This is a genomic window from Calditrichia bacterium, assembly GCA_020634975.1.
Lineage (GTDB): Bacteria > Calditrichota > Calditrichia > RBG-13-44-9 > J075 > JACKAQ01.
Window position 1 is genome coordinate 995,241 of the sequence record JACKAQ010000001.1, and the last position, 18,515, is coordinate 1,013,755.

Annotated in this window: 6 protein-coding genes; 2 read left to right on the forward strand and 4 right to left on the reverse strand. The window is 52.8% G+C overall.

What is annotated here, in order from left to right; translation table 11 throughout:
• Positions 1-45: 45 nt before the first annotated feature.
• From H6629_03850 to H6629_03865, 4 genes are all read right to left on the reverse strand, one after another.
• Positions 46-1,524 (reverse strand): T9SS type A sorting domain-containing protein, encoded by a 1,479-nt coding sequence (locus tag H6629_03850; GenBank protein MCB9066926.1) that lies wholly within the window; start codon positions 1,522-1,524, stop codon positions 46-48.
• 155 nt (positions 1,525-1,679) lie between these two features.
• Positions 1,680-2,264 carry a hypothetical protein gene (locus tag H6629_03855; GenBank protein MCB9066927.1) on the reverse strand — a complete coding sequence of 195 codons (585 nt, stop codon included), beginning with the start codon at positions 2,262-2,264 and terminating at the stop codon, positions 1,680-1,682.
• 11 nt (positions 2,265-2,275) lie between these two features.
• Positions 2,276-3,496, reverse strand: a complete 1,221-nt coding sequence (locus tag H6629_03860) for a site-specific DNA-methyltransferase (protein MCB9066928.1) — start codon at positions 3,494-3,496, stop codon at positions 2,276-2,278.
• Between the two features lie 133 nt (positions 3,497-3,629).
• On the reverse strand, positions 3,630-5,213 hold the full coding sequence (locus H6629_03865; GenBank protein MCB9066929.1) for a glycosyltransferase family 39 protein: 1,584 nt from the start codon (positions 5,211-5,213) through the stop codon (positions 3,630-3,632).
• A 605-nt stretch (positions 5,214-5,818) separates the two neighbouring features.
• On the opposite strand from H6629_03865, the gene H6629_03870 reads away from it, so the two are divergent.
• Positions 5,819-15,106, forward strand: a complete 9,288-nt coding sequence (locus H6629_03870) for an amino acid adenylation domain-containing protein (protein ID MCB9066930.1) — start codon at positions 5,819-5,821, stop codon at positions 15,104-15,106.
• Positions 15,103-18,453 (forward strand): amino acid adenylation domain-containing protein, encoded by a 3,351-nt coding sequence (locus tag H6629_03875; GenBank protein ID MCB9066931.1) that lies wholly within the window; start codon positions 15,103-15,105, stop codon positions 18,451-18,453. Before H6629_03870 ends, H6629_03875 begins: the two co-directional genes overlap by 4 nt.
• Positions 18,454-18,515: the final 62 nt, after the last annotated feature.

The window sequence follows — 18,515 nt, forward strand, 5'->3', positions numbered from 1 at the left end:
CTTCGCAGGAATGACCATTTGTGTTCATCGCGCATAATAAAAACCCTACTTCACCAGCATCATTTTTTTGACCGTCGAAACGCTGCTACCCGCCTGAATCCGGTAAAAATAAATGCCGCTCGCCAAAAAATCGGCATCGAAGACGGTTTCGTATTCGCCCGCATTTTGGAATGCATTCACCAATTCGGCGACTATTTTTCCGCGCACATCAAAAACCGTTAATTTCACCGGTGCAGATTCGGGAATCGCGTATCGAATCGTTGTCGTCGGATTGAACGGATTGGGGTAATTTTGCGCCAATTCTATTTGCGAAGGCAGTTGGTCGCTCACAGGATCAATCGCGGTGATGTTCGGCAGAATGACAGTCAAATTGCCATCGCTATCAAACGGGTTCGACCATTTGGGATTGCTGTAAACATCGCTGCCGGTCAACGTTCGCATAAACGCGACGAGCTGCTGCTTTTCCTGTTCGGAGAGGTTGAGGTTTTGCGGATTGCCGTTCGGTGTCAATCGCGGATCGATCAAATTATTTCCCGCAACAATCTGGATCTGATTGTAATGATTCACCACCGCCAGCAGCGAATTTTTGGATGCGTTGTGCATCATCCCGCCGTTGACGCTGCCATTTTCGTCGGCCATATCGCGCAGCGAGGGCGTGCGGGTATTGGTGAAATCCGTGCCACCACCGATTTTCGCGACTTCCCCATTATTTCGGGTATTCGGATCGATGTCAAATTCCGGCGGAGCGTGGCAACCGGCGCAACCGGCACCACCGGCAATCCGATTGCCGTTCGGATCGAACACCGGCGGAGCGAGAAACAATTGTTTCCCCTGATTTTCCTGCAGCGTGAAATTCGGGAACGGTGCTGGATCGTTGGGCACCTGCGAACGTCCGGCATCGTATTTCGAATCGAACGACTGGATGCTGCGGATAAATTGGGCAATCGCCCGCTGCATCCGCGCCTCGGTAACGATACTGTCGCCGTATGCAAAAGTGAACAGATCGTTGTAATAATCGATGTTCATCAATTTGGTGAGCAGCGAATCGAGCACGGGATCGCCGTTTTCGCCGCTAAAACCCATTTCCGCGTGATCCTGGATGGGCATGGTGGTTTGCGCTTCCAGCGATGCGGCGCGTTCGTCCCAAAAGAACTTGGCTTCGTTGGCAAAACGCGCGTTGATCAGCCGCATCGAGTGGCGTCCAGTGGTGCCGTTCACGCCCGTGCTGGCCATTGCGGTATCGCTAAAAGCAAACGCCTGTTGATGGCAACTGGCGCAGGCAATAGTGTTGTTCACCGATATTTTTTTATCGTAAAACAGCACGCGACCTAGCGTTGCTTCGGCATCACTAATTTGATTATTTGGCGGCGTGTTGTCTTTGTTGATGTAATTCGGGACCGGTTGATTGGCATAATTTTCGAGATTGTTTAAATCGATAACACCGGCTGATTGACAAAACGCTGCTGTCGTAAGCAGTGCTAATATTAATAAAATCATACGATTATCTGCATTTTTGACATTCATATCCACAGTCTCCTTTGAACAGTTTGGGGTATTTCGCGAACTCGCATTTCATGAAATGAGCGCCTGAAGCGGAGTGACATTGATCGATTTTTTTGCCGGACGCTGTGCGTTGGACAGCAGCGGTTGCGCAAACTTGCAAATTTTTTTGAGTTTTTTTAGCGATGGTTGGCGGGAAACGCATTGCGGATGCGCTGGATTGTTGATTTATGCGTTGATTGCAAATGATAAGTTTTGAGAAAAGCAGCTAATTCTGCCATCGGTCGTAGTTGATCGATGCGGATGAAGTGACACAAATAGCCGCCGTCGCTGCCGAATTTGGAGCCGAAATCTTTTTTCGGCGCGGCGTCCACGGCTGCGGCATCGGCGAAACCACACAAAATGGCCGTCGTTCCCGGTAAAATTTCAGCCGCCTGAGGCGATGGCAAATCGATAATCACCTGCACATATGCGGCAGGTTTGCGCTTTTTGGCGTAATCTTCCCGCACCAGCAAATGCAGTTTTTCGGTAAACGGATACGCCGACGTTTTGATCTCCACATCGCCGAAATCCGTATCTCCTTTGTTTTGCCCGACGTTGTGCCGTCGCCAATCGTCGAAAAAATATGCCGCAAATGCGAACTCGCCCAAATGTCCCGCTAGTGTATCCACCGGCGATGCGACGGTGCGGTTCACCCGCGTTTGGGGAATCAGTCGTTGGGCTTCTTCGAGCATTTCCGGGGTGATTGTAATCTTAGGGTGCATTGCTAATTTCATTATTTATTGAACACCACAATCCGGTTGGTATTCGTGCCTTTCGCGTTGTTTTTCACGCCCCAAATATTGGCGGTTTTGGTGAACTGCTGGCGATTGATAACGATGCCCGCACAGCGAAAACCGGCGGCTTCGCCGAGCGGAGCGACGATTTCATCCAGTTTGATGCGCCCGTTGCGTACCTCTCCGACCTCGAACGCCACCCATCCGCCCGGACGGGTGATGCGGTGCAACTCACGAAATACCGCGCCCATCACAGTTTCCCATTCCGGCAACGATTTTGTCACGGTCATTTTTTGCTCGACTGCTGCAATGTCGATCGCATTGAACCAGCAGCGCAGCCAATTGTCCGCGCCGTATTGCACCACATCCAGAAACGGCGGCGAGGTGACGGTCAGTTGCACGGTTTCGTCGGGAATTTGGCGGGTTTGGCGGGCGTCACCGGTCAAAAATTTGGCTGAATCGGCGATTTTTGCCAGTTGCAGCCGTAATTCCGGCGACAAATCTTTGCACAGCGCTTTCGATTTGCGCAGAATCAGTTGTTTCACATCGCGATATTCCGGCGACTGATTGCGCTTTCGATTGATTTTGATCTGGCTTTCCGGTGTCACCGCCTGATTGGGTGGCAGCGTGTACACCGAAAAAAATCCCGGCGAATGCCCGGTGAGGCGGTTGGTTGCCACCATTTTTATCCAGCGATCCGTCGCATCTTCGCTGCCGTTTTCCCGGCGGACGATCAGATAATTTCGCAGCGAAACAATTTCCGCTTCGGTTTGCGAGTGAAAAAACATCGACAAATCGATATCTGACTTTGCGGACGAATCGACGGGAATTTCCGCCAATCGCTGCAGCAATGCTGGCAACTCCGGCGGCGATAATCGCGGTTCAGCCAGCAACGCACTCAGCGGATTGATGTCATTGGCGATCACATTGCGATTGAGCAACGCCGCTTCGATGGCGGTTGTGCCACGTCCGCTGAACGGATCGTACACCACATCGCCGGCCTGTGTCAGCCGTTCGATAAAAAATCGCGGCAACTGCCCTTTAAAGCAGGCGCGATAGGCCACTTCGTGGAGCGCGTTTGCCTGCCGCTGGCGCGATGTCCAGAATTCGTTGACAAACTGCGGATAGCTGCTGTCGCCAACGGCAATCTGCCCGTTTTCTGTTTCGCCGAAATCGTTGAATTTCAGCAGGTTATCGATAAACTGTTGCGGTGATTTCAATGGCGGTTTCGTCCGTGTTCATCCGTGAAATTTTACCGGTCAAAGTGATTGACCGGTTTCGATTTACACTGTATTCATTTTTGCGGATGAAATATACACATTTTCGCGGGTTTCCCCAAAACCCGATCAACAATCAATGGTGCAGCGATTGTTTTATCCGTTTGGCAATTCCTGCAGCATATTCCAGAAATTCCGGTTTGGGATCGCGGCAGATGTAAACCTGCACACCGTTTTCCCGTGCCAGCGGATTGTCGAGCGATCCGGCAAGTTCAATATTTCCAAACATTTGCTGAATATCTTCGCCAAGCTCGTCATTCACATAAATGAAAGTATTGAACTGAATTTTTTCCGGCACCCAGAACAAATAATTATCGCTGAAGCTGATGGGTTGGGGCAAATTTTCAGGGCGACCGTAATACCAGATCGCACCGGCTTGCCCGTAATTTTCGGTATAAATGATAGCAGAATCGCGTTCGGCGGGCGTGAGTTTTTGCCACGCTGCGATGCCGAGATTGCCGATTTCCCGCCAACCGATCATGTCTGCATAATCCTGCGGTAAATCGTGCATTTTGCCATCTTCCCAGCGAAGTGCCTCTGCGGTGCCCATAAATTGGCTCCATTTGGCATGTTTGATCATTGCGTTTTGTCCCAATACCGGCAACCCAAACGGGACCAACGGGAGTGCGGATAACAGCATCAAACCGAGTAGCAACGGATTCACCCACCGCCATTTTTGGGTTGCAAATTGCTCAACGGCAGCGCCACCGGCCGCGAAAAGTGCCGGATAAATGCCGAGTGTGTAATACGCTTTCCCTTTTATCGCGATCAAAATGGCAAACAGCGCAACGATGCCAAAACCAATCGCGCGATACTTTTTCCCGGATTTGGCGAACAGCAGAAAACCCAATCCTGCCAGCCACAGCAGCAGCGCGTGCGCGTTCATCAACAGTTGCATCAGGAAAAATTCGCTGATTTGCACATTCGCGAACTGGCTCTCCTGCAACATCTGGAAATGGGCGAACACCGGCCAACCGTTGGCATGTTGCCAGAATATATTTGGCGAGATCATTAAAAGTCCGGCAATTGCTGCAAAAATACTGTTGCGATGCCGGAGCAAATTGCGCTGCGGTGTGAGCAGTAATCCTGCCAGCAATCCCGCCGCCAGAAAAACGATTGAGTATTTGTTCAGGAATGCCCATCCCCACAGTAACCCAATAAAAATCAGATACTTCGGCGATCGGGAATTAAGCAATTTCACCATAAGGAACATGCTCAGCAACCAGTACAACTGGTTGAAAAACACCGGCTGATACATCGTGTTTGTGCGTAAAAATGCGGGAGAAACAATAAACGCAGCACTCGCCAGCACAATCGCCCAGGCTTTGCCGCCAAATTCGCGAACCAGCAAACCGATGATCACAACCGACGCTGCACCGAACAGCGCGGGTAACAATCGCACCGCAAAAACCGAATCGCCGATCAGCGGTCGCAGCGCCGCAAGCCATCCGGCAATCGCCGGCGGGACGGAAAAATAGCCCCAATCGAGGTGGTTGGAGAGCGCCCAATATAGCAGCTCATCGCGATGAAATTCGTAATTGGTGTTGGTCAGCAAATGCAACAGCAGCTTGAAGGCTGCAAGCCCGGCAATCAATAGCCAGGTGTTTTGGTTGGCAACTGCAGGTTCTTGTTTTGGGGTAATCGTCGCAGAATTGCTCATTCATCGCCTCGAAATTAAATGCACTGTTTTCGTAATATCCGACAAAACGCAAATATCTGCAAATGGTTGCGGGAATGCGGTTTTCTATGATTTGGACGGGTGTTTTAGCAAGCCGTTAGATTGATGCAAATAAATGCGTTTATAATGTAGCATTTCTGCTATTCTATTTCCGGCAGGTGATTTTTCGCCAAAAATGTGTTATAATTCGAGCCTGATTTGGGTTAACAATTAACGGGTGAACAACAACCTTCGTCTAATGCTTTCCGTTCAACAGCTAACATGTTCTTTCGCATCACTGCAAAACTTTAAACCGATTATTTTCAACGAATTAGCAAAAGTATTCAATTTTTCCAGACAACAAATTAACTGCAGGCACAGCGCCAATCGATAGCATAAGTTTTGCCGCGAAACACATGCGACAGTGAAATCCTTCGGAAAAACTTCTCGAATTAACATGTCACAAAAGCAGGTAATCATCAATCGATTTTCAAATTTCCCCAAAAATTATATCGCGAAATCACACGCTTTCACTATTGTTTGGGGCAGCACATCCGAAAATAAGTGAATGTAATTGGATTCAGGCGGCGACGAATAAGGGTTAGTAAATGAAAGACTTACAACAATTTTCCGGTAAATTTAAACAGCTCATCGAACGGTTTGAAGCGCAAGTTGAACGTACGCCGGAGAACATCGCAGTACGATATGAGCGGCAGCAACTCACCTATCGGGAGCTGAACGAACGCGCCAATCAACTGGCGCATCATCTGCTGGCGCAGAATGTGGTGCCGGAACAACTCATCGGTATTTGCCTCGAACGCACGCCGGAAGTGATCGTCGCAATTTTGGGCGTGCTGAAAGCCGGCTGCGCGTTTGTGCCACTCGATTTGGCGTATCCCAAAGATCGCATTGAGTTTATGCTCAACGATGCGGATGTGCAGTTGCTGATCACCCAGCAATCGCTGATCGGGCAGGTGCCTTCGGGTGATGCGCTGCAAACGGTTATCGTTGATGCGCCGGATTCGCCCATCGCCAATCACCGCCGCGACAATCCCGGAATTGAAATTACCGAAAATCAGCTCGTTTACGTGCTCTACACCTCCGGCTCCACCGGTCAGCCGAAAGGCGCAATGATCACCCATCGCAACGTTTTGCGGCTGTTCACCGCCACCGATCACTGGTTCCATTTTGACGAAACCGATGTCTGGACGATGTTTCACTCGTACGCTTTCGATTTTTCCGTTTGGGAAATGTGGGGCGCGCTGCTCTATGGCGGCTGCGTTGTCGTCGTGCCGTATATGGTTTCCCGTTCGCCGGAGGCGTTCCATAAATTGCTCGTCGATGAAAAAGTGACCGTGCTGAACCAAACGCCATCGGCGTTCCAGCAGTTGATTGCAGCGGATCTGCAATCCGCAAAACCTGCAAATTTCGCGCTGCGATACGTCATTTTCGGCGGCGAAGCACTCAATTTCCAGATGCTCAAACCGTGGTTCGATCGTTACGGCGATGCCAAACCGCAATTGATAAACATGTATGGCATCACCGAAACGACCGTGCACGTGACCTATCGACCGGTTAGCGCAGCTGATTTGCGCAGCAACGCAGCCAGCCTCATCGGCGTGCCGATTCCCGATCTGGAAATCGTGCTCCTCGACGAACATCTTCAGCCCGTGCCGGATGGCGAAACCGGCGAAATTTGCGTTGGCGGCGGCGGTGTGGCGCGTGGATACTGGAAACGCGAACAGCTCACTAACGAGCGATTCATTCCGCATCCGCAAAAACCGGGGAGCGGCGAAAAACTTTATCGCTCCGGCGATCTGGCGAAACGGCTGCCGGACGGGGATCTCGATTATCTCGGGCGAATGGATTTTCAGGTGAAAATCCGCGGATTCCGCATCGAGCTCGGCGAAATTGAGGCGGCGATGGTCAAACATCCGGCGATCAGCCAATCGCTGGTGATTGCCAACAAACATCCGCACAGCGGCGAACAGCGGTTGGTGGGCTATTTTGTCGCGAAAGCCGCGATGAACATTTCAGAAATCCGCACATTTTTGGGGCAATCGCTGCCGGATTACATGATTCCCGCCGCGTTCGTGAAAATCGACGAATTCCCGCTAACTACCAACGGCAAAATCGACCGGAAAGCGCTGCCGGAGCCGGGCAAAGAGCGACCGAACCTCAGCGTTGCGTTTGTCGCGCCGCGCAGCGACACCGAAAAATATCTCGCAGAAATCTGGCAGGAAGTATTGGGCATCGAGTCCATCGGCGTTCGCGATGCGTTTTTTGAACTTGGCGGCACATCCATTCAAGCCGGGCAATTTGTCGCGCGGCTCTACGCCGATCTCGGCGAGGAAGTTTTTGTGGTCACGCTGTTCGAAAAGCCGACCATCGAGGCGTTTGCCAAAATGCTCGACAGCGAATATGAATCTGCACTGAAACGCTTTTTCGGCGGGGAAAGCAGCATGGAAACCGCTGCATCGACGGTTGAGCAACACATCGTCACGCCGGAAATTATCGAAAAAATGAAACACATCGTGCCAACCGTGCATCTCCGTGACGATGACAATTCGCCAAAAAATCCGCCAGCGCTGTTCATTCTGGCGCCGCCGCGTTCCGGCACGACGCTGTTTCGCACGATGCTGGCGGGTCATCCGCAACTGTTCGCCGCATCCGAATTGCAGTTGTTGCTGTTCAATTCCCTGCGCGAGCGAAAGGACGCTTTCTCGGGCAAATGGCATGTCTGGCTGGAAGGCACGATTCGCGCAATCATGGAAATCAAAAATGTCGATGGCGATACCGCCCGGCAGATGATGCACGATTTTGAGCAACAGAATTTGAGCACCAAAGCGCTCTACGCAAAGCTGCAACACTGGCTCGGTGAGCAAATTCTGGTGGACAAATCGCCGCAATACGCGCTGGATTTGCAAAGCATGCACAAAGCCGAACGCGATTTTGAAAACGCGCTGTATGTGCACATGATTCGCCATCCGTACGCGATGGTCACTTCGTTTCAGTCGGTGCACATGCACCAGATTATGTATTTGAAAAAACACGACTTACCGGAAAAGTTACTCGGCGAATTGATCTGGCTGCACAGTCAGCAGAACATCCTCAGTTTTCTGGAAACTGTTCCGGAATCGCGCAAAATTGCCATCTGGTATGAGGATCTGGTCGTCAAACCGGAAGCAACCGTGCAGCACATGTGCCGTCATTTTGGCATCGATTTTCACCCGGATATGGCGAACCCGTATAAAGATATGCACAAACGCATGGTCGACGGCATTTACAAAGATTCCCGTCCGATGGGCGACCTGAAAATGCTCGAACAAAAGCGGGTAAACCCGAAATTGGCGGATCGCTGGCAGGGCGTTTTGGACGATAATTTTTTGAGCGATGAAACCTGGAAAGTTGCGGAATTTTTGGGATACGAGCGCAATCTGGCGCGGAAAACGCTGTTCGCAGCGGCATCGCCATACCGGAAATCGGCGGAAAGAACGTCCGAAAAAACGCCGGAAATTGCAGATACAGACATCGCCATCATCGGGATGGCCGGACGGTTTCCCGGCGCGGAAAATGTCGATCAGCTCTGGGAAAATCTCTGCAACAGCGTGGAATCGATTCGCCAATACAGCGACGAAGAACTGCGCGCGGCAGGCATTTCCCCGGAAGCGCTGGACAATCCCAATTACGTTCGCGCAGGCGGCACATTCGAAAATCCCGAACATTTTGACGCGGAATTTTTCGGCTATCACAGCCGGGAAGCCGCGCTCACCGATCCGCAGCACCGCGTTTTTTTGGAAACCGCGTACAGCGCGCTGGAAGCTGCCGGATACGATGCCAATCGTTTCGCCGGGAAAATCGGCGTTTTTGGCGGCGTCGGGCGCAACGCATACATGATTCAGCACATCGCGCCAAACGCGGATTTGCGGCAGGAATCCGACGAATACCACATGGTCATCGGCTATGACAAAGATTTTTCGACCACGCGCGTGGCATACAAACTGAACTTGCGCGGACCCGCGTTCACTGTGCAAAGTGCCTGCTCCACCTCCGGCGTGGCGATTCACCTCGCCTGCCAAAGTCTGAAAACCGGCGATAGCGACATGGCGATTGCCGGCGGCTGCCGGATGATGATGCCCCCGCGCGGCGGATACGAATATACCGAGGGCGGACCGCTGTCGCCGGACGGGCACATCCGCACATTCGACGCGGATGCCAAAGGCATGGTGCGCACCAGCGGCGCGGCAATTGTGGTGCTGAAACGGCTTTCGGACGCACTCCGCGATGGCGACACGGTTCACGCAGTCATCAAAGGTTCGGCGATCAACAACGATGGATCGGACAAAATCGGTTTCACCGCGCCGAGCGTGAGTGGACAAACTGCGGTGGTCGCGGAAGCGATTGAAAAATCCGGCGTGAATCCCGAAACCATCAGGTTTGTGGAAGCGCACGGCACCGGCACCATTTTGGGCGATCCCATCGAAGTGGCGGCGTTATCGCAGGCGTATCGCAAGCACACACAGAACAGCGGATTTTGCGCCATCGGCTCGGTGAAAACGAACATCGGGCACATCGACGCGGGTGCTAGCGCGGTCGGATTGATCAAAACTGCGCTGGCGCTGAAGCACCGGCAAATTCCCCCGACACTCCATTTTACCCGACCAAACCCGCAACTGAAGCTGGAAAACAGCCCATTTTTTGTGAATACAAAATTGCAGCCGTTGGAACCCACTGTGCCCGGCACACCGCGACGGGCGGCGGTCAATTCGATCGGATTGGGCGGCACCAACGCGCACATTATTTTGGAGGAAGCACCGGAGCAGGTTTCCGCGCCAACCGCGCGGCAGTGGCAATTGCTGCTGCTATCCGCCAAAACCGATTCGGCGCTGGACGCTGCAACCGCAAATCTGGCGCAATATTTTGGCAAACATCCCGAAATCAATCTCGCCGATGCCTCATTTACGCTGCAAACCGGACGGCAGTATTTTGAAAAACGGCGCATCGCGGTTGTAGAAAATCCCGCCGATGCCGCATCCGTTTTGGGGAAGTCCGCACCGCAACGGCTGATCAGCCAGAGCTGCGTGGGCGAACCGCATTCGACTGTATTCATGTTTGCCGGTGGCGGCGCACAGTATTTGAACATGGGATTGCAGCTCTATCAAACTGAATCCGTTTTCCGCGAAATCGTGGACGAATGTGCTGAATTGCTGCTGCCGATGATCGACCGCGACATTCGCGAATTGATCTATCCCGCCGAAACCAACGACGCGCTCGCTGCCGAAATGGAACAGCCGACGCTGGCGCTCGCGACTCTGTTCACCATCCAATTTGCCAGCGCAAAACTGTGGATGAGTTGGGGCGTTGCGCCCAACGCGATGATCGGGCACAGCATGGGCGAATACACCGCTGCATGTCTCTCCGGCGTTTTCTCGCTGAAAGATGCCCTCGCGATGGTGGTGATGCGCGGCAAATTGTTCGAAACGCTGCCCGAAGGGGCGATGCTCAGCGTGCCGCTTTCCGAGGCGGAACTGCGCCCGTTTTTGAACGACGATCTCTCGATTGCTGCAATCAACCGACCGGATTCCTGCGTGGCATCCGGCACTGTTGCTGCGATTGAACAACTGCAGCAAACGCTGGCATCCCGGGAAATTGAAGCGACGCGGGTGCGCATCAACGTCGCTGCACATTCACAACTCGTCGAACAGATTCTCGATGAATTCGGCAAATTTTTGCAAACGATTGAATTTCACACGCCGGAAATCCCGCTCATTTCCAACGTCACCGGCGAATGGGCGAACAACAGCGTTGCCAACTGGCAATATTGGGTGAAGCACCTCCGCCAAACCGTGCGCTTCGCGGACGGGATGAGCACATTGCTGGACAGCGAAGGGCGCATCTTTTTGGAGATCGGTCCCGGACAAATTTTGAGCTCACTTGCGCGGATGCATCCGCAAAAATCCGCTGCCCGCACGATCGTTTCATCGATGCGTCACCCCCGCGAAACCACACCCGACGACCAACATTTGCTGACCAGTTTGGGACGATTGTGGCTGGCGGGAAAGGACATCGATTGGCAAAAATTTTACGGCAACGAAAAGCGCATGCGCGTGTCGCTGCCGACTTATCCGTTTGAGCGGAAACGCTACTGGATCGATCCGCCGGACGCATCCACACTACCAAATCAGACAACGCAACAACATGTTTTTACCGGAGATACGAAAATGCCCCAACCGGCTCAACCGACCGCAACTGCACCGGCAGTTGCCGCGACAAAACCGCGAAAAGAACGCATCGCTCGCAAGCTGCAGGAAATTTTACACGACCTCAGCGGCGTTGAAATCGATGCGCTCGACCCGAATGTGACATTTCTGGAATTGGGTTTTGACTCGCTGTTTTTGTCGCAGGCGAATGCGACGATCCAGCGCAATTTCAAAGTGAAAATTTCTTTCCGTCAATTGTTCGAGGAGGCACCGACAATTGACGCGCTATCCGGATATATTGACGATAATCTGTCGTCGGATGCGTTCCCGCCTGATCCCGCTGAACTGGCAGCCGCACAGCCGCAACCGGTGGCAATGCCGCAAACCGCGCCGCAATTGCCGATTGTGACACCGGGAATCGCGCCTTCGCCGGAAAACGCCGGTGCGCTGGAACGGGTGATCCAGCAACAGTTGCAACTCATGCAGCACCAACTGGCAGCGTTTGGAGCCGTTGGGCAATCGACACCGGCACAAACACCCGCGCCGCCGCCGACTGCCCCATCCGTGTCGCCTGCTCTCAAACCAAAAGCGACGCCATTGCCGCAATCGCGACCACAACCGGCACCGCAAATCAACGAATTGAATTTGCAACAGCAACTATTTTTGGATCGTTTTGTCGCAAAATACAGCGCCAAAACCAAAACATCTAAAGCCATCGCCGCGGAGCAGCGGCAGCACCTCGCCGATCCGCAGGTCATCGACGGATTCAGCCGTTTCTGGAAAGAAGTCGTTTACCCAATCGCCGCGCAACGCTCGGAAGGCAGCCGCATTTGGGACGTGGACGGCAACGAATACATCGACATGATCATGGGATTTGGCGTCAACCTGTTCGGGCATCAGCCGGAATTCATCAAATCAGCCGTGATGCAGCAATTTGAAGCAGGCATGCACCTCGGCGTCATTTCGCCGCTGGCGAAAGAAGTTGCCCGGATGGTCTGCGAAATGACCGGACACGACCGCGCGCACATCGTCAACACCGGATCGGAAGCCGTGCTCGCCGCCGTTCGCGCCGCCCGCACCGCCACCGGACGACAGAAAATAGCCGTTTTCGAAGGCGATTATCACGGGTTGGTGGACGAATATCTCGTTCGCGGTATCAAAACCACCGACGGCATCCGCACGCTGCCAAAAGCGCCGGGCATCCCTGATTTTCTCACCGAAAATACGCTATTGCTCGACTACACCGATGACTGTTTCGATGCCATTCGCGCCAACGCGGACGATCTCGCGGCCGTGATCATCGAACCGATCACAGCAGTTCGCCCCAATTTCCAGCCAAAAGAAATGATCCAAAAAGTGCGCGAGCTGACCCGCGAACTGGACATCCCGCTGATTTTTGACGAGCTGATCACCGGATTCCGGCTGCACCCGAAAGGCGCGCAGGGCTGGTACGGCATCGAAGCGGATATTTGCAGCTATGGCAAAGCGCTCAGTGGCGGCATGGCGATGGCGGTGGTCGCCGGAAAACGCAAATACATGGACAGCTTCGACGGCGGCGACTGGCGCTACGGCGACGATTCCTATCCCGAAGGCGTGGTGACCTATTGCGTCGGCACGTTCATGCGCAACCCGATGGGACTGGCGGCTTCGCACGCGGCGCTGCAAAAATTGCAATCGGACAGCCCGAATTTGCAGAACGAACTAAACGCCAAAGCCGACCGTTTCGCGGCACGCGTAAACGACATTTTCCGGCGCAAAAACGCGCCAATCGAATTGCTCAACGGCGGCTCGATCATCAAATTTATTTTCACCGACCAGAATCCGCTCAACGGATTGTTCTTCTTTTTGATGCGCGAAAAAGGCGTGCTGCTCCGCGAACGCGCCTGCTTTGTCTCCACCGCGCACAGTGAAGCTGATCTGGATTTCGTGCTGCGCGCCATTGAAACCAGCGTGGACGACATGCAGCGCAGCGGATTTATGACCGGCAGCGAAAGCACATCCGGCCTCCGGCAACTTCCGCTCACCGACCAGCAAATGGAAATCTGGCTGGCAACCCAAATGGGAGACGCGGCGAGTTGCGCATACAACATGTCCACAACGATCCGGCTGGATGGCAAACTGGACGAAAGCGCATTGCGCAACAGCGTTCGCAAATTGGTGGATCGCCACGAGGCGCTGCGCATCACGTTTGATGCAAATGGCGTTTTCCAACAAATTGCTGAAAATATTGAAGTTGCAATCGCCGAAAAAGATTTGTCGAATCTCGACAGCGATGCACGCGAAACCGAATTACAGAAATTGCAATCCGAAGAAAACCGCCAGCCGTTCGATTTGGTGAACGGGCCGCTGTTCCGGTTTACGCTGATCAAACTGGCGGACGACGCGCACGCGCTGATGGTTTGCGCCCACCACCTCATTTGCGATGGTTGGTCGATGGGCATTTTGTGCGAAGAACTCGGCGAACTGTATCGCAGCGAATCGCGCGGCGACGCACCGAAGCTGCCCGACCCGAAGCCGTTTGGCGAATACGCGCAGCAACTCAGCGCATTCTGGCGCAGCGAAGACGGCAGCGCCACGGAAAATTTCTGGCTGAAGCAATTCCAATCACCGCCGCAGCCGCTCAAACTGCCGGTGGATTTCCCGAAAATCAACGGGCGCACCTATCGCTCCGGGCAACTGTTCGCGCACATTGATGCAGCAACATTTGAGAATATCCGCAGCGCAGCAAAACGCATGGGCGCCACCGCGTTTTCCACGCTGATGAGCGGGTTTGTCACACAACTGCATCGCTTGAGCGGGCAAAACGATTTCGCGATCGGGCTGGCTGCCGCCGGACAATCCGGGCAATCGAATGCCAATCTGGTCGGGCATTGTGTTTCGCTGCTGCCGATCCGTGCCAAAATTTCGCCGGAAAGCACCTTCAAATCGCTGCTCGGACAAATCAAAACCGGGCTGATGGACGCGTTCGATCACCGCGAATACACTTACGGCAAATTGCTCGAAAAACTGCGGCTCAATCGCGATGCCTCGCAGCCGCCACTGCTTTCGGTGGAAATCACTTACGAAAGCGAATCGGCATCGCTGCCGTTCGGCGATTTGCAGGCGAAAACCGTGCTCAATCCCAAAAGCTACGCCAATTTCGATCTGGAAATGTATTTCACCGAAAGCGAAAACGGGCTGGGCATCCGGCTCGATTATCAGGCGGAAAAGTTCAAAAAAGAAACCGTTGAGCGCTGGCTGAATCATTTCAAATTGCTGCTCGAATCGGTGATTGCACAGCCGGAAACACCGCTGACACAATTATACAAAACATTACCTGCGGAACCACTCGCAGCGCAACAACAGGCTTCGCAACCTGTTGATAAAAAAGAAGATACAAAAGAAACGCATGTCGAAGCTTCAACCGAAACGGAGAAAAAACTGATCGCCATTTGGCGGGAAGTGCTGCGAATTCCGGACATCGGCGTGACCGACGAATTTTACGATCTCGGTGGTCATTCGCTGCTCGGCGTGCGCATTTTGACGCGCATCAGCGACGAATTCCAGATCGACTTGCCGCTGCGCAGCTTGCTGGTGGAAATGCCCACGATCGCGTCGCTGGCAAACCACATCGACAACCTGAAATTGATCGCCGAACCGGCTGAACAACCCGCAACTGCGGACGATAGTGATGAATGGGAGGATTTGGAAATATGACGCCAGATCAAATATTAAAAATATTGCAGGAAAACGGCGCAAACATTTGGGTGGAAAACGACAAACTGCGGCTGAATGCGCCGAAACGCGTGCTCACCGACGATTTTCGCACAGCGTTGGCAGAAAATAAATCGGCGCTGATCGCGATTTTGTCGCCCAAAAATGCGGTTGCCGAACAAACGGAAAATGAAGCTGTAACACAACCGCCGCATCTTTCGTTTGCGCAGGAGCGGCTGTGGTTTATGGACAAATTGGAGCCGGGCAATCCGGTGAACAATATTAATGTTGCCTATAAATTGACCGGAAAACTGGATGTTGAGGCGCTGCGGCAAAGCCTTTCGGCAATTGTGGCGCGCCACGAAACGTTGCGAACGACTATCGGTGTGCGCGACGAAAAGCCGTTTCAGCACATTGCGGCGGCATCGCCGGTCGAATTGCCGGTAACCGATTGGCAGGAAATTCCCGAATCGGCGCAACATGCTCAACTGCAATCCACTATGATTGCCGAAATCAAAACGCCGTACGAGCTTGAAAAGGGACCGCTGTTCCGCTTCAAGCTGTTGAAAATGGCGGATGAAGTGCATGTGTTTTGGGCAAGCATGCATCACATCATCGCCGATGGCTGGTCGTTTTCGGTTTTTTTCAACGATTTGCAACAGTTTTACAACCATTTCGCCAACGGCACATCGCTCAACATCGACGAATTACCCGCGCAATACCGCGATTTCGCCAGTTTCCAACGCGAGAGCATCAGCCAAAACCATTTGCAGGAACAGCTCAAATTCTGGAAAGAAAAACTTTCCGGCGCACCGTCGCAAACCGAATTTTTCAGCGATTTCCAGCGACCGAACGACCAGCAGTTTAACGGCGCGGCGTATCAATTTGAACTGCCCGATGCGCTCACCGAGCGAATTCCGGCATTCGCAAAAGCGCAAAAAACATCGCCGTTTGTCACGCTGATGAGCGTTTTTGCGGTGCTCACGCACCGTTTTACCGGACAGGAAGATCTCGTTTTCGGCACGCCAAACGCCAATCGCGGCAAGCTGGAATGGGAAAATCTGATCGGTTGTTTCATGAATCCGCTGGCGCTGCGGCTGCAACTTCAGCCGGAAATGCGCTTTCACGATGTGCTGAAAATTGCGCAAAACACGCTGATGGACGCCCATGCCAACGGCGATATTTCGTTTGAACAAATCATCAAAGAATTGCAAATGCAGCGCGATTTGAGCCGCAATCCCGTGTTTCAACTGATGTTCCAGGTGTTCTCGCCGGGCGAACCACAACTTGCCGGATTGCAGGTCGAATCGCTGCCCATCGAATCGCAGTTCACCGAGCTGGACATGCACTTTTTTGTCAACGAATCAGCGAACGGCTACACCGGCAAAATCATTTATAATTCGGATTTGTTCACGCCGGAAACCATCGAGCGATTTGCTGATCACTTCGGGAATCTGGCGCTGGATGTGCTGGCAAATCCCGAAAAATCCATTGGCGAAGCGCAGTTAATCAGCGACGACGAATGGCGAAAAATCGTTTTTGAATGGAATGATACGCTGACGGATTATCCCCGCGACAAATGGGTTCACCAGTTGTTCGAGGAACAGGCGCAGAAAACACCGGATGCCGTTGCGATCATTTTTGAAGATCAAAAAATAACGTTCCGGGAATTGGACGAGTCTGCCAATCGTTTCGCTAATTATTTGAAAAATAAAGGGCTTGCGCCGGGAAATTGCGTCGGCGTTTGTCTCAATCGCCACGAAAAACTGATGCCCGCGCTGTTGGGCGTGATGAAGCACGGCTGCAATTATATTCCGCTCGATCCGGCATTTCCGGCGGAGCGGCTCAATTTTATGCTTTCGGATGCCACCGCCGATTGGCTGGTTGCCGAAAGCGATACGCTGAATCTGTTCGATGATTTTGGCGGGAAAACCGCGCTGATCGACCGGGATTGGGACGACGTTTTGCAAGCCGACGCCCATCACGAACCCGTCGAATACGATCCCGATGAAGTGATGTACACGCTCTACACTTCCGGCTCCACCGGCAAGCCCAAAGGCGTGCAGGTTATGCAGCGGAATGTGGTCAATTTGCTGCGCGCAATGGCGGAAACGCCGGGCATTTCTACCGATGATAAGTTCATTGCTGTCACCAGTTTATCGTTCGATATTTCTGTGAATGAGCTGTATTTGCCGCTGACCACCGGCGCAACAATGGTGCTGATCAGCCAGGCGATTGCCAAAGATGCGCGGCTCCTCGGCGCAACCATCGGCGATTCGGAAATTACGCTGATGCAGGCGACACCGGCAACCTGGCGCATGTTGCTGGATACCGGTTGGAAAAATAAAACCGTGAAAACGGCGATCAGCGGCGGTGAAGCGTTGCCGGTGGATCTGGCACATCGATTGCTGGATGAAAACCTCGATTTGTGGAATCTGTACGGACCGACCGAAACCACTATTTGGTCGACATTTGCACAAATCACTGAAAAAAAATCGCAGGTGACAATCGGGCGACCGATTGCCAACACACGCCTGTTTATAGTGGATAAAAATATGCAACCCGTGCCGATCGGTGCGCCGGGCGAGCTGATTATCGCTGGGGATGGCGTGGCACGCGGTTATCACAATCGACCGGAACTGACTGCGGATCGATTTGTGAAATTGCCGGAAAATCTGGTTGACCCGACATTTGCATTTCCGGAAATTGCCTATCGCACCGGCGATTTGAGCCGCTATTTGCCGAACGGGGATGTGCTGTATCTCGGGCGGATGGATCAACAAATCAAGCTGCGCGGCTATCGCATCGAGCTTGGCGAAATTGAATCCGCGATGAGCGACATCGAGGAAATTGAGCAGGCCGTGGTTTCGCTGAAAGAAATTGCGCCAAATGATCAACGCTTAATTGGTTACGTTATCGAAGCCTTTGGCGAAACATTTCAGCAACGCAAAGCGCGCAAGCTGTTGCGCACCAAACTGCCAAATTACATGATTCCGTCGAGTTTTGTGGTGATGGAAAAATTTCCGCTCACGCCCAGCGGCAAAATTGACCGAAAAGCGTTGCCGATGCCCAGTGATTTAACCCACGCCCGCGCCTACGTTCCGCCAAAAACGCAAATGGAAAAATCGCTGGCGAACATCTGGCAACAGCTCATCGGCGTGGAAAAAGTTGGCACGCAGGACAATTTTTTTGATGTCGGCGGGCACTCACTGCTGGCATTGCAGATGATTTTCAAAGTGGAATCACAACTCGGCTGCAACATCACGCCACGCGATGTGCTGCTGCAAACGCTCGGGCAGCTCGCCGCCATCTGCGAAGCGCAGTCTGTTCAACAGGCGATAAATAATTGATTTTAATGACATTAAAAAACAAGTGATTCAAATGGGAGATTCCTGCCTTCGCAGGAATGACA